Raw genomic sequence first — 14377 nt, forward strand, 5'->3', positions numbered from 1 at the left:
GAAATAAAATAGCCATCTGCCATCATCGACACTCTTCATGCAGCGAAATCACCATTGCTTTACTTTCAGGCAGATGAAAACGCGTTTTACATTGTTCAAACTGACCATTCCCCCATTGAACAGATAATTCGCCCTGTTCTGGAACCCCGCCGAAATAAACTTCTCCTCCACTACCAACAATGCTGTGATTGGTAGTCAAGGAATGAAGTGTGTTTTTTTCATTCAAGGTAACTATTGTGCCAAAAGGAATGGGTTTGCCCTGATAAGTCAAGGTAAACAGCACTCGGCGACCGATCCGTGTTTGGAAGTCAGCGATGACCACAGCTCCCTGTGTTGGAATGACAGTCTGGATATTAGACCCGATCTCCACGCCCTCCCCAAAAGAATCCGGTGACAAGGCGATACGGTTACGGTTATAAGGGCTGACATTAGGCAATACTGCATGACCTTGTCCATCAGTTTCAACGCCGTTATAGCCAGTGACTTTAATGCCGGTCGCTCCAGCCGTTCTGACCAAAGCAATGGTTTCCCCCAGTGGTTGCGACCAGGTCAGGCCATGGCGATGGGCAACTACGCCTCCTCTGAGACCATAGCTAATTTGCTTTGAATCATCACTGTAGTGATATCCGCCAGACAACACACCGTAACAACCTTTATAGTTAAGGTTTATATTGCCGCCAGTGCCCTGTTCATGATTATCATGGCTCTGCTGTAAGGAATAATTCAATCTACCTAAGGCGGTACCACTCAACCCAACTGATTGGTTGATATCACCCCGACGATTATGATTAATGCTATAAGTCGCCCAACTACTTGTACTTGGCAACCAACGTTCGAGGGGAATCTGTACATTAAATGCCAGTTGATTATCGGCCATTGAGTCACCTGAACTCATATTTTGGACGTAATTCAGGGTGTAATGGATATCGGCATAACTGACGCTGTACCCGACATTTAAACTGCGGGTAACGCCTCTGCGTTCCCAATCATTCTGTAGATAACCGGAAAAATAGAGACTGCCATAATCCGACAAACCCTGACTCAATGTGAGCTGAAGTTTATGTTTATTCTGATGTAATGGCTCCTCATATGCTGCCCTGTTATTAATGTCCTGAAATTCGTAAAAATACGGCGAAGGGTAATAATAACTGGTCAGTGAAAAATTCGTGCCTGTCTGTTCAAAGTCTTTGGCATACTGTACCCGATAGGCCCAACCCCATTGTTGGCCTTTATGGATAATATCAGCCTGTGACTGCGTAATATCAAACGCCAGCGATCCCCAATGACCAAGGCTGTATCCTAAACCAACTGCATACGCCTGATAATTTGAAGACAGTAACATACCGCCATAAAGGGTTGCTGCATATGGCAGACCGTAATAAACTTCGCCCTGTGTGAAAATTGGCTGATAGGCATCTGCACGCGAATCACGATATTTTCCCAGCGTAAAATTGTATTTGAAGTGCTCTTCCCTCAACATAACAGGAATTGATGAAAATGGCTGCACAAAGTGACGTTCACGCCCATCAGCTTCCCGAATGACTACATCCAAATTTCCCCCGGAAGAGGTTGGATAAAGGTCATCAATCACAAAAGCACCAGGTGGAACATTTGCCTGATAAATAATGTACCCGTTTTGACGAATAGTAATCTGAGCATTACTTTCTGCGATCCCCCTCACTACCGGAGCAAATCCCCGTTGACTATCCGGCAACATGTTATCATCCGACATCAAGGTGACACCGCGAAAAGCAAATCCACTAAACAAATCGCCTTGTGTATTTGTCTCACCAATCACAAGCTGGCTTTTTAGCGCATGAATATCACGCTGCAAAGAAGTATTCAGATTTTCCCAATATGATTTATCACCACTATTTTTGCCAAAGTTTCGATAGTAGGTGGAATAATTCCGTAAACGCCAGCTTCCCCAATTCAATCCACTACGTAAATTCATATAGAAATTCTTCGTACCCGAATCGTTTTTACCCCAGGTATTTACACCATTGAGGTCATAGCTGGCCCATAATGCTGACTCTCCTTGCTGCCAAAGTGACGGATCAATCGCCCCACGGGCTGCTGCTGCCATTGCTGCCTGAGGAATAGTGATCGACAGAGTTTGTTGACTCAATTGTAATGATGCGTCGGCATAAGGAAGAACATCAGATAAATCAGTAAATTGCTCATATGAATTCAGTTTTGGAAAAGCAGATGTATTAACCCCCCAGTCAATCAATTGCTGAACTGATAAAATGGGTTGAAGTTTCTTCTCTGTTCCCATCACAAATTGGATATCTTGTGTACCCTTATCCTGATCATTGACGCGAATAGCAACCCTGTATATTCCGGGTGCACTGCCACCTTTCTCAGAAAAATAACTTAAATCGGGTAGTGGAGCAGACGGATCATGGATTTCCAAGGCATTTAAGTCAAAGAGTTCACTGGCATGCCCAGCAACAGGTATCACTAACAATACCCCTGACAACATGACCATCAACAACAACGCTAACCGCTTATAGACAACAAAAATAATCAAGCTCATAACGCCAAACATCTTCTTATTCTGACTGATAGGTTATTGCACAAGTGATAATGTTTGGTATTGGGGATCAGTGATACCACCATAATCATTGATGGTTCTCCAAGTAACGGTATTACCAGAATCTATAGGCAACGGCCATTGCCGACTGCTAAACGGTGCTATCATGCCGGTTTCCGGTATTGCACTTTTCCCAAGCTTGATCTCATAAAAAGAGACATAAAAAGGCGTTGGATTCTGCACCATTAATTGCCCTGCTTGCCGGGAAAAAATGAGTTGTTGATAGGCCTTCGCAGCGCGTTGTTCTGTCAGCCCTGCCGGACGATAAAAAAGTTTTATCCGGTTTTTCAGCGATATTAGTAAGCGACTTGTGTCATTTTTATTCAGGGCAGGAATAGCCTTAACATTAAGCCAAAAAACAGATTCACGATCCTGTGGTAATACGCCATTCATGAGAATAATTCGCAAACGATTTTCGTGTTCACCATCTAAACGAAACAAAGGTGGTGTAACTAAAAATGGTATTTTTTGACCAGAAGATTCAACAGTGGGAGTAAAAATATCTACCCAGGACTGAATTAGATATACATTTTCTTTGCTGTCATTGATGACGGAAATGGCGACTTCACGTTGCGAGGCTTCATAGATCACCCGAGTGCTACTGAGTGATATTCCCGCGTGGACAGGAGTAGCAAGGAAAACAGGCAGAAAAAATAACAGCCCGATCAAAAAATGTTTTGACATAACGACATATCCCTACACAAATTCAAGATAAGGGATACCCCACCAAACACGGCGGGGATATCACAGAGGCAATAAAAATAGAAACGTAAGGAATTGGAACTAATCGTAACTTACGGTAAAGCTTGCATTAGCCTGCACCGGACCTGCTGTAATATTACCTAGATCTTTTGTTGCCACATACTTAGCAACAAAAAGCAATTCTTTAGTAGCAGAAGCGCCAGAATTTAGAGTAGCAACTGCTACAGGATCCTTTCCTATTTCGATTAGCGAGTCATTTGATTTATTATAAATACCAATGCCAACACCAGCAGCGGGAGAACTCGTTGCACTATTCTTCAGCACCTTTGAATTATTAGCATCTGGAGTACCAATAAAACTGATCTTCACTGAAGAGCTATTTGATGACTTACAATTACTCAGCTTAATTTTAAAATCTGTATCACCTTTAGCATCATCCTTGGCTGTAAAATCCCCCACGCCAACATCACGCATCTTAACACTACCAATATGACTCCCACTATCACCCACTACAACAGTAGAGCATGTTCCTTTAGTTACTTTACCAGTAAAGGTAATAGAACCATTATTACTAGCAGCAAATACGGAAACAACCATAGAACACCAAACCACCACTATAACAGCAGATCTCATTAATAAATTCACTTCTTTATTCCATTTATATTACGTGCATGTGTAAAACTCATCGAGAAGAAAACGTCTTCCGTTCAAAGTCCCTAAAAAATAATAAATTAATATCAATAAAAATCTAATACACTTTATTTAAAAATTAATAAATGCAATCCTTTAACATCAAAAACCCTTAATAAATACACCACCAACGATCGAAAAAGAAAAGAAAGATATAGTTATCTCTATTTTTCTTCCCAATATTAGTTTGACAATATGATAAATGATAATTTCTCTTCTTTTCGTCAATTTATACAGACGCATATGTATAAAAATAACCAAAAAAAGTGTTTTGGGTTAAAAAACACTCATTATGTTATAAATATGTTGATTAAATGCTATAGAGGAGAGAGCATCCATATATAGGGAAAACATAAACACGGCCTCCATGCCAAATGCTATTAAATAAATTTAGCTTACAGCAATATATTATATGAACAATATTAATAAAACCCCTATTACTAATGGAATCAAGATACACTAACTCATTTCGTCGTAAAAATTGTTATTAACTATTTATAAGAAACAATTGATAGATAAAAACTATCGAAATGCTTATTTCGATCGTCATTTACTGTCAATTACTCAAAATTTTCGATTTCAAGATCAAATAACAAGCACACCAACCAGTCTGAAATTTATCCAGCCACCACTAAAAAACGAATTCTCATATTTGGGTACAATACCATCCTGAGCAATATAATATTCTGAAATATCATATTATTGATATAAAATAGTTATACTTTTAGCTAACTTTATACCTACAAACACCGCATAATGGTTATTGCTTTATTGATAAACTGAAACTCTGATTAAACTAAAAAGCCACCACCATATATTCATGCTAGATAGTTTTAAATTGTGTCCTCTATAAGTCTGCAAGGGGGCTATTTTTCAACCCACCTTTTCTGCTTTATCTTTCATTTATACCCAAAATACCAGATTAGCAATTGAGTATTATTGAGACATTAATTTTAATCCAGATATATTCTTTCTTCAGGGAGCAATGACTTAGCCATATCCAACTCATTCTTTTGCACTAAGCGATGAATTTCATGTGCTTGTTCAGTCACATCACTGATCTTAATAATCCAATGATTCACATATTTCTCAACAGCTTGATTGCGTAAACCAATCTGGATAGTCCTCTGTTCCAATTTATTTAATGAGATGTCCCGTTCAGGATCCCACTGGATCACAACATCACTGTTCTGTACTTTCTTCTTCCATACTTCTATTGAATCAAAAAGTTTATGATCAAAATGGCTGACCACACCTTGCTGGATGATTTCTTTAAATCCTTCATGTGTCAGGTCAATCGCCAGAATTCGCTTCTGCCCTTCATCTTTTTTTGCCCAACCGGAGCGGTACATCATCCATAAAAAGGAAGGTTTAATCCATGTCATGCGGGTCATACTGAAAGGGGGGGAAACAAAAGTACCGCTTTGGATGGCACTGTCAGCGATTGAATCGGAATAAGCTTGATATACTCTGATATATTCATCAGTGTAATTTGCTTTTATTGCGTTATTTTTATATGAAAACATAATATCCTTATTTTTATCTTTGGTTAGAAATATCTATTTTAATTATACAACTGTACAATATACATTTTCTCAAGGGAAGTTAATTTTTATGCTTAAGGTATTATCATGAAGCGTATTGATATATATATTGAAATGTTAAGCTTTGCACTGCCTTATATCAGAAATGTACAAACACTTAGCCCAATTAGAAAAGGGCGAGATAAATCCTGCTATCATGAAGCAGAATTATTACACGACATTGTTAAATCTCTAAGAGAAACAAAAAATTGTAATCATGATATTTATTTTTTAAATAACCAAGCCAGATACTATTTAGAAAATGCTAATAGTAAAATATGCGCAAATTATCAATTCCATAAAGAACGAATTAAAATGCTTTTTGAGTTGGTTCCAGATGAAATGAAAAAACAGCTACAGTGGTCAGGGCCTGAATTATAATAAGGTGATCACAAAGGATCACCTTATATTCATTATTCTTTCACTTCAAAACAAAGTTTCTGCCAATACTACCTCGTACCGCCAATCGTTGCTGTCATTCTGATTTGACGATTGTCGGTGATTTCAAGGTTAGATAATACAACCAAGCGCGGCAATACACGGCGCAGGAAGCGAGAAAGCAGCGGCCGCAGTGCGTGATTTACCAATAGCACTGGTGGTGCACCCAACATTTCCTGACGCTCCAAAGCTTCTGCCGCCTGACGTTCAAGACTTTCAGCCAAGCCCGGCTCTAAACCGCCACCATTTTGCAGCGCTTGCAGCAGTAATCTTTCCAGACCGGCATCCAGGCCAATCACTTTGATCTCATCCGCTCCCGGGAACCATTGCTGAGCAATCGCCCTGCCAAGTGCAATTCGGATCATCGCCGTTAATTCATACGGATCTTTCTGTACCGGTGCGTGTTCTGCCAGCGTTTCAATAATGGTACGCATATCACGAATCGGCACTTGTTCTGCCAATAGGTTTTGCAGAACCTTATGCAGCGTTGTCAGGCTGACGACATCAGGAATGAAATCTTCCGTCAATTTCGGCATTTCCTGACTGACACGCTCAAACAGCTGCTGTGCTTCCTGTCTTCCAAAGAGTTCACTGGAATGCTGGGAAAGCAAATGGTTAAGGTGAGTCGCCACAACGGTACTGGCTGCTACAACGGTATAACCTTGTACCTGTGCCTGTTCTCTTAAGCTGTCATCAATCCAGACTGCCGCCAGACCAAAGGCCGGATCTGTCGTCAAATCCCCTTGTAGTTCACCTACAGCGCCGCCCGGATTAATCGCCAACCAGCGGCCCGGATGAGCTTCACCACGACCAATTTCGACACCTTTCATCATGATACGGTAACTGGCTGGTGCCAATTCAAGGTTGTCACGAATATGCACGACAGGGGGCAAATATCCCACTTCTTGCGCGAATTTTTTACGAATACCACTGATACGACCAAGCAACTCGCCATTTTGGCGGAAGTCCACCATCGGGATCAAACGATAGCCAACTTCCATGCCCAGCGGATCTTCCAATTGCACATCAGACCATGATGCTTCTGCGGTTTGTTGTTGTTCTTCTACCACTTTCATCTCTTCATGTTGTGCCATAAGCGGATTTTTGTCCTTACGCAATAGGAAATAACCCACGCCTGCCAATGCCGCCGTAAACAATAAAAAGACAAAGTTAGGCATACCCGGCACCAAGCCGAGTAAGCCAAGTACACCAGCACTTAACATCATCACCTTGGGATTGTTAAAAAGCTGGGTCACCATTTGCTGACCAACATCTTCATCAGTCGCTACACGAGTTACAATAACGCCCGCTGCGGTAGAGATGATCAATGCAGGTAACTGGGCAACCAATCCGTCACCGATAGTCAGCAGGGTATAAGCTTCCGCTGCATCACCCAGAGCCAAACCATGTTGGGCAACACCGACAATCAAACCACCGATCACGTTGATCACCAATATCATCAATCCGGCAATCGCATCACCGCGCACGAATTTACTCGCACCGTCCATTGAGCCGTAGAAATCCGCCTCCTGTGTTACCTCGGCACGACGTTTTTTCGCCTCATCTTCGCCGATCAATCCGGCATTCAGGTCAGCATCAATCGCCATTTGTTTGCCGGGCATTCCATCCAGCACAAAACGCGCACCGACTTCTGCGATACGCCCTGCACCTTTGGTAATAACCATAAAGTTAATCAGGATCAAGATAACAAAAACCACGATACCTATCGCAAAATTACCACCGACAAGGAAGTGACCAAAGGCCTCCACGACTTGCCCCGCGGCCGCAGAGCCAGTATGCCCTTCCATCAGGATAATTCGTGTGGAAGCGACGTTTAGTGACAGACGCAGTAAGGTTGAGAACAGCAGAATTGTCGGGAATGCGGCAAAGTCCAGCGTCCGACGGGTGAACATCGCCACCAGCAAAACCATGATGGAAAGTGCAATGTTGAAAGTGAATAGCAGATCAAGCAGGAATGGTGGCAACGGCAGTACCATCATCGACAAGATCATGAGAATCAAAACAGGCCCCGCAAGCATTTGCCACTGGGAGCCTTTTATATTCCCCGGTAAACGATTTCCCGATAAACGTAGTAATGAGGCCAGATTAGCCATGACGATTATTTTCTCCAGCGAAATCCAGTGCTGGCGGCACTGGCAGATTTTCAGGTTTTTTCGGTTTCAGGCCACCTTCCTGTTTCCAACGTTTCAATTGGTAAACCCAGGCAAGCACTTCTGCGACAGCAGCATAGAGCGCCGCAGGAATAAAGCCGCCTACCTCAGCATGACGAAATAACGCCCTCGCCAAAGGTGGAGCTTCCAGTAACGGAATGCGATTTTCAGCACCGATTTCTTTAATGCGCAAGGCAATAAGCCCTGCCCCTTTTGCCAACACTTTAGGGGCGCTCATCTTTTTGCTGTCGTATTGCAAGGCAACAGCGTAATGGGTTGGGTTGGTGACAATGACATCAGCTTTTGGCACATCCGCCATCATGCGTTTACGCGCAGCCGCTCGCTGTTGTTGACGGATCCTTGCCTTTACATGCGGGTCCCCTTCTTGTTCCTTAAATTCATCCTTGATCTCCTGACGAGTCATTCTCAACTTTTTCAAATGGCTGCGAATTTGATAAAACACATCAAACGCCACCATCGGTATCAGCATAAATAAGACAACATAGCCGGCAAAAATCAGCATCATCATCGCATCGCTCAACGCCATCAGCGGAGGCTGGGCAGTCAGGTTGAGCATGGCAGGCCAATTCAACCAGATAAACAGCGCGGCACCGCTTCCCACCAATGATGCTTTCAGGATGGCTTTGAACAGTTCTGCCAACGCATTCATGGAGAAGATTTTCTTCAAGCCAGAAATGGGATTCAACTTAGCCAGGTCAAATTTGATGGATTTTGAGCTGAATAACAGCCCGCCCATTAAAGCGGGTGCGCTGAGCGCAATTAAAACTAACCCGACAAAAACTGGCAGCAATGCCCAGACCGCCTGTTTCAGCAATCGGCCAACTTGTTGCACCATCTGTTTGTCATTACTGACCATATTGTGATCAAAATTGAATCCTTCAAACACCATCAGGGAAAGATCATGGGTGATTGATTGTCCGCTCATCCAGAGCAGGCTTACGCCTCCAGCTAACATCAGGATGGAAGTGAGTTCTCTGGAACGCGCAATTTGCCCATCTTTACGGGCTTTTTCCCGTTTATGGGGCGTGGGTTCTTCGGTTTTTTCGAGATCGCTATCTTCAGCCACGGCTTTCCTTGGTGAGCATTCGTTACTGCATGCAGAAAATTTGCCTTTGGAAAAGGGCAAATAAAATTGTGTTAAGCATGACAAAAGCCCAGAAATTCAATGGCGGGAACACTGCGAAATTTGCAGGGGTATTTGGGGAATTATGAGAGCGCCGGAGGCATCCAGCCTCCGGTATGGTTAGAACAGGTTATATGCCTTAAATTTGCCGCAAGAATAACTTCTTTTGCACGAAATCAATTAAAACAGCATGTTTCTTGAAAAAATCACCTCCAAGCAACCCGTCCTTAGTAAATGAGGCATTAATATTATCCAATATCATCGCGTATATTTTATCTTTATTTTTTGAATGAAGGACTTCCATCGGGATGAAAGTACACTTCTCATCACTGAGTGCCGGGTAAATACTGCTACAGGCAACGGTGTCCTGCGGATTTGGAACTCGATCTGACTTTATTATCGAAATCGTTGCGCCTGTATCAAGCACCAGATCGCGCTTTTTACCACCCACCTCAACAGTAAGTATTAATCCTTCTTCCGATAACTGAAAAGGAACTTCAACCCAGTCTGGATCGATCCAGGAATTTAAATTTGTGTCTTTATCAATGACAGTCAATTTCATACGGCCGTAATCGATAAGGAGCCGATGATCGTGAAAGAAACCAAGGCCGATCACTGAATATTCCGGAGGCTTTTCTTTCCCTGATAACGTTACTCCCCATGGAGCAAATTCGACACCTTCAATGTTATGAAATGGTTCACCATTCACCGTGACATTTTTAATTATAAATTGTGCGTCTTCTTTCGCTTCTCCAAGAATATTCGTTGAACGTCTCTTTTGACCTGTAAATTTTAGCGACTTTATATCGTTGGCTATCTCTTTAAATAAGTGAAGCCCTGTTCTTGATCCTGTATCAAGCGTTAAAGCATGCACTTTTCCATCAAATTCCAGTGTGATAATCGGCGATGAAAACTTATCCCATGAGATAGGTAACTCCAGAGGAGCTGCCTGCACTTCAGTCATCTGCCATATTGCCATCAAAATGACGGGAATTAATTTTCTGTAGCTTAACAATTTGTTACTCCTAATCAGAAGATAACTCTCTCTTAGAGAGATTTGTTAATCTCTCCTGCCCCTTATCAGCCAACATCAATATCAGCCAACATTAATCTGCCTTCACCACTGGTTTAATATCAAAGCTATCGGCATTAACATCACGGATATGGTCTTTCGTCAAACGATAGACAACCGGGCTGAGCATAGCAACCGCGATCAGGTTCGGGATTGCCATCATGGCATTAAGGGTATCTGCCAGCAACCAGACGAAGGTCAACGACTGAGTAGCGCCAATCGGCAACGCGATAATCCAAGCAATGCGGAAAGGCACTATGGCTTTTGGCCCCAATAAATATTGGATACATTTCTCACCGTAGAAGCTCCAGCCCAAAATAGTTGTGAAGGCGAAAATCGCCAAGGCAACGGCAACGATATAGTTACCTCCCGGGATCACAGATGAGAAGGAAGATGCGGTCAGTGTTGCGCCTGTTTCACCTGTCAGCCAGCCACCGGTAATAACAATAGTTAAACCTGTAACGGAACAAACAATGATCGTGTCAATAAAGGTTCCCAGCATGGCAATCAAGCCCTGACGAATTGGGTTTTGAGTTTTTGCCGCTGCATGTGCGATAGGTGCACTTCCCATTCCCGCTTCGTTAGAGAATACTCCACGAGCAATACCAAAACGAATCGCCGCCCAAACTGCTGCACCCGCAAATCCACCCTGTGCTGCAACCGGGGTGAAAGCGGATTTGATGATTAAAGCAAACGCTTCTGGAATCGCTGTCACATTGAGGGCCAGAACAATAATCCCTGCACCAAAGTAACCCACTGTCATGACAGGTACTAATTTACCTGCAACGTCAGAAATACGTTTGATGCCACCAATCAACACTGCACCAACCAAAATAACCAGAATCCCGGCAGTTATGGTTTTTTCAATACCAAAATTACTTTGCAATACATCAGCAACGGAGTTGGCTTGTACTGTATTGCCAATCCCAAAACCCGCAATACTGCCGAAAAAGGCGAAGAGCGTTCCCAGCCAAACCCACTTTTTTCCCAAACCATTTTTGATGTAATACATCGGGCCGCCAACGTAATTACCATTTTTATCGGTTTCACGGAAACGCACTGCCAGTACCGCTTCTGAATATTTCGTCGCCATGCCGACCAGTGCGGTCATCCACATCCAGAACATCGCCCCTGGCCCGCCCATTACAATAGCTGTCGCTACACCTGCGATATTCCCTGTCCCTATCGTCGCTGACAAAGCTGTCATTAACGCATTAAAAGGTGAGATTTGTCCTTCACCTCGTTGTTCATTTTTTTGAAAGAGTAATTTGAATCCGGTGCCCAATTTACGGATCGGTAAAAAGGACAGACGAATTTGCATGAAGATACCAATACCCAGAAGCCCGACGAGCATGGGAACTCCCCATACTATCCCGTTTACCGCACCTAACCATTGCGTAATCAATTCCATATACACCCTCGGCATTTAAAATAACAAGTTAGCAACAAAATTATTTCAATTAAATAAAGAGCATTTTGGAGAAATAAGCGAGGACTAATTGAGTATTATTGGCAAGAAAAAATTGATACTGTGAGTTTGGTCACTCGTTCTGGTTACTTTTCATCAATGTTATTGATAACAATTCCTCTTACATCACTCGTTCTGATATTAATCCTCTTAAAACAAACTATTATCTTCTCTTTAAAGAAATTAAAGGTTTTTTATAGTGAATAAATAGGTATTATTTATAAAATGAATAGTTTCTTAGATAACTAAAGGATTTTCAGTGGCAAGAGTGGGTTACATCAGAGTGTCAACAAATGACCAAAATAGTGATTTACAAAGAAATGCGTTGGTTAGTATCAACTGTGAGTTGATTTTTGAAGACAAAATCAGTGGGAAAACCGCTAATCGTCCGGGGCTAAAACGTGCTTTAAAACATCTTGAATCCGGTGATACGTTAGTGGTTTGGAAGTTGGATAGACTAGGGCGCAGTGTGAAAAATCTGGTGACGCTCATTTCAGAGCTGCATGAACGCGGTATTCATTTTCAAAGCCTGACTGACAGTATTGATACCAGTACCGCAATGGGACGATTTTTCTTTCATGTAATGAGTGCACTGGCAGAAATGGAGCGCGAATTGATTGTGGAAAGAACCAATGCAGGCCTGGCAGCAGCGCGGGAACAAGGACGAATAGGAGGGCGGCCGGTGGTGTTTACTGAGGAAGACCGACAACAAGCCGCCAGGTTGCTGATTAAAGGACATACCCGAAAACAGTTGTCGATTATTTACAATGTGTCGTTATCAACGATTTATAAGTATTTGCCGGTGGGAAAAGTGGCTAATTCCCCATTTCATGATTTACCTGATTAGAAAGCTGCGGTGTTGAAAAAGTGAAGTTTTTTATTAAATCAATCCATTCTGTTGGTTTTTCAATGTGCACAGCATGACCACTATTAATTTCTTTATATGTACTGTTTTTCACATTGTTATAAACTCCACGCACTAAATAAGGTGGAATTAACGTATCTCGGCGTAATCCAATAACCAGAGTATCTTTATCTATTTGATTCAAATAGTCTTTTATATTTATGTTTAATCCCAAGGCAATACGTTTTTCTATCGCTTTTTCTGCGGGTTGAGAACAGATTTTCTGTATCGTTTCATGCCCTAGTGAGGAAATAAATTCTGGGCTTAAGGCATGGGATAAACCAAAAGCCATTGCTGACGCTTTATCATTCAGCTCCAAATGCAACCAGGTATTGAATATCAATTGATGGCGGGGATCATCATTTGTTGCCCACGGTGCAGTCAATATCAATTTATTGATTAAATGCGGATACTTTGCTGCCACAACAGCAGCTACTACAGCTCCCAAAGAAACCCCTACCAAATCAACAGGAACCTCACCGCTGTCTTCTATCACAACAGCGATTTGCTCTGCAAGATGTTCAATAGTCAGGGCTTCTGACGGTAAACCTGAATGACCACATCCTGCATAATCAGGAATAATTACCGTTCGATCACCGATAAATGCTTTTTTTATTTCGCCAAAGCTGCTATTGCCACTGCTATTTGTGCCATGCAGAAAAACAACTGCATTTTTATTGGCTTCCTGATCTTCGCCGAACTCTTTACGGTAAGATACAAATGAATTTTTCAACTTAATGATTTTATTAATCGACTTCACAATGTTTTCCTCAGCTTGATTTGGACTATTGTATATTTATACACTAGAACAACGGGATAACACTGTGAGCTAATCTAATAATTTCTAAGCAGACGTTTGGGTTAGCCATCAGACTCCCCCAAACGCGATCAAAAGATGAAAGTTCTATTAAGAATTCTGTTCGTTAAGTCACTATCGCTCGTTATCAAAAACCTAAACTATCCAATAAATCATCAACCTGCGCCTGATTGGCAATAACACCAGTACCACTTTGGTTAACTTGAGGACCGTTAAGAAGACTATCGTTCTCTTTTTTCGCTTTAGCCATCTGGTCAGAGGGCATATTCTCCATTAATACCATGACCAACTGTTTTTCCAGTTCCTGAATGACTTCCATCATCCGCTTGATTACCTGCCCAGTAAGATCCTGAAAGTCTTGCGCCATCATGATCTCAAGCAATTGGGCATTGGTAAACGAGGCATAATCAGGCACAAGATTCAGGTAATTTCTCGTGTCTGTGACTAATGAGCGGGCATCCATCAGCTCCAAATTGTTCGGGTTTGCAAACCACTCATCCCAACGTTGGGACAAATCTTTTGCCGACGCCTCCAATTCGTTCTGACGGGGCTGCGCTACTTCAACACAGTTCAGCACCCTTTCAGCCGCTTGTGCCGTCATTTGGACAACGTAATTCAATCGCTCCCTCGCGTCTGGGATCGCCTCAGCCGCCTGAGCAATAGTTTGATCCAATCCCAGTTCACGTAGACTATCGCGCAGCATTCTCGTTAACTGCCCGATACGACTGATTATTTCGCTGGTAGAGATCGCCTCATCTCTCGGCATGACTGGATTTTCACTCATTTTGTCTC

At 42.4% G+C, this 14377-nt stretch carries 12 protein-coding genes; 2 read left to right on the plus strand and 10 right to left on the minus strand.

What is annotated here, in order from left to right:
- Positions 1-22: 22 nt before the first annotated feature.
- The 4 genes from Xmir_RS12000 to Xmir_RS12015 form a co-directional block, all read right to left on the minus strand.
- Complete coding sequence (locus Xmir_RS12000) at positions 23-2539, minus strand: fimbria/pilus outer membrane usher protein (protein WP_099114527.1); 2517 nt, start codon at positions 2537-2539, stop codon at positions 23-25.
- A 33-nt stretch (positions 2540-2572) separates the two neighbouring features.
- Entirely contained in the window at positions 2573-3280 is a 708-nt protein-coding gene (locus Xmir_RS12005) for a fimbrial biogenesis chaperone (RefSeq protein WP_099114481.1), read from the minus strand.
- 99 nt (positions 3281-3379) lie between these two features.
- A complete protein-coding gene (locus Xmir_RS12010) occupies positions 3380-3943 on the minus strand; it encodes a fimbrial protein (protein WP_145956892.1) in 564 nt (187 codons plus the stop codon).
- Positions 3944-4941: 998 nt separating this feature from the next.
- Entirely contained in the window at positions 4942-5514 is a 573-nt protein-coding gene (locus tag Xmir_RS12015; RefSeq protein WP_099114483.1) for a DUF4291 domain-containing protein, read from the minus strand.
- 105 nt (positions 5515-5619) lie between these two features.
- Here Xmir_RS12015 and Xmir_RS12020 point away from each other — a divergent pair, with 105 nt between their 5' ends.
- The gene (locus tag Xmir_RS12020; protein ID WP_099114484.1) at positions 5620-5952 is read left to right on the plus strand and encodes a hypothetical protein; all 333 of its coding nucleotides are present in this window, start codon (positions 5620-5622) and stop codon (positions 5950-5952) included.
- Between the two features lie 68 nt (positions 5953-6020).
- Here Xmir_RS12020 and flhA read toward each other — a convergent pair whose 3' ends face one another.
- The 4 genes from flhA to Xmir_RS12040 all read right to left on the minus strand — a co-directional run bounded on the left by flhA (position 6021) and on the right by Xmir_RS12040 (position 11807).
- Positions 6021-8123, minus strand: a complete 2103-nt coding sequence (flhA, locus tag Xmir_RS12025; protein WP_099114485.1) for a flagellar biosynthesis protein FlhA — start codon at positions 8121-8123, stop codon at positions 6021-6023.
- Positions 8116-9267 carry a flagellar biosynthesis protein FlhB gene (gene flhB / locus Xmir_RS12030; RefSeq protein WP_099114486.1) on the minus strand — a complete coding sequence of 384 codons (1152 nt, stop codon included), beginning with the start codon at positions 9265-9267 and terminating at the stop codon, positions 8116-8118. The genes flhA and flhB overlap by 8 nt, the downstream gene beginning before the upstream one ends.
- A gap of 196 nt (positions 9268-9463) precedes the next feature.
- Positions 9464-10339 carry a hypothetical protein gene (locus Xmir_RS12035; protein WP_099114487.1) on the minus strand — a complete coding sequence of 292 codons (876 nt, stop codon included), beginning with the start codon at positions 10337-10339 and terminating at the stop codon, positions 9464-9466.
- A 91-nt stretch (positions 10340-10430) separates the two neighbouring features.
- Complete coding sequence (locus tag Xmir_RS12040; protein ID WP_099114488.1) at positions 10431-11807, minus strand: alanine/glycine:cation symporter family protein; 1377 nt, start codon at positions 11805-11807, stop codon at positions 10431-10433.
- Positions 11808-12123: 316 nt separating this feature from the next.
- Between Xmir_RS12040 and Xmir_RS12045 the strand changes: the two genes are divergently transcribed.
- On the plus strand, positions 12124-12711 hold the full coding sequence (locus Xmir_RS12045; protein WP_099114489.1) for a recombinase family protein: 588 nt from the start codon (positions 12124-12126) through the stop codon (positions 12709-12711).
- Here Xmir_RS12045 and Xmir_RS12050 read toward each other — a convergent pair.
- Positions 12680-13528 (minus strand): alpha/beta fold hydrolase, encoded by an 849-nt coding sequence (locus Xmir_RS12050; RefSeq protein WP_167385974.1) that lies wholly within the window; start codon positions 13526-13528, stop codon positions 12680-12682. The two genes, Xmir_RS12045 and Xmir_RS12050, sit on opposite strands and share 32 nt — an antisense overlap.
- 184 nt (positions 13529-13712) lie before the next feature.
- Positions 13713-14369 carry a protein phosphatase CheZ gene (gene cheZ, locus Xmir_RS12055; RefSeq protein WP_047965002.1) on the minus strand — a complete coding sequence of 219 codons (657 nt, stop codon included), beginning with the start codon at positions 14367-14369 and terminating at the stop codon, positions 13713-13715.
- Positions 14370-14377 lie beyond the last annotated feature (8 nt).

The sequence above is a fragment of the Xenorhabdus miraniensis genome (assembly GCF_002632615.1).

Bases quoted from the DNA above. Each gene is read 5' to 3' on its own strand.
- cheZ (WP_047965002.1), bottom strand. From the start codon at position 14,369: ATGAGTGAAAATCCAGTCATGCCGAGAGATGAGGCGATCTCTACCAGC.
- flhA (WP_099114485.1), bottom strand. From the start codon at position 8,123: ATGGCTAATCTGGCCTCATTACTACGTTTATCGGGAAATCGTTTACCG.
- Xmir_RS12000 (WP_099114527.1), bottom strand. From the start codon at position 2,539: ATGAGCTTGATTATTTTTGTTGTCTATAAGCGGTTAGCGTTGTTGTTG.
- Xmir_RS12015 (WP_099114483.1), bottom strand. From the start codon at position 5,514: ATGTTTTCATATAAAAATAACGCAATAAAAGCAAATTACACTGATGAA.
- Xmir_RS12005 (WP_099114481.1), bottom strand. From the start codon at position 3,280: ATGTCAAAACATTTTTTGATCGGGCTGTTATTTTTTCTGCCTGTTTTC.
- Xmir_RS12040 (WP_099114488.1), bottom strand. From the start codon at position 11,807: ATGGAATTGATTACGCAATGGTTAGGTGCGGTAAACGGGATAGTATGG.
- Xmir_RS12020 (WP_099114484.1), top strand. From the start codon at position 5,620: ATGAAGCGTATTGATATATATATTGAAATGTTAAGCTTTGCACTGCCT.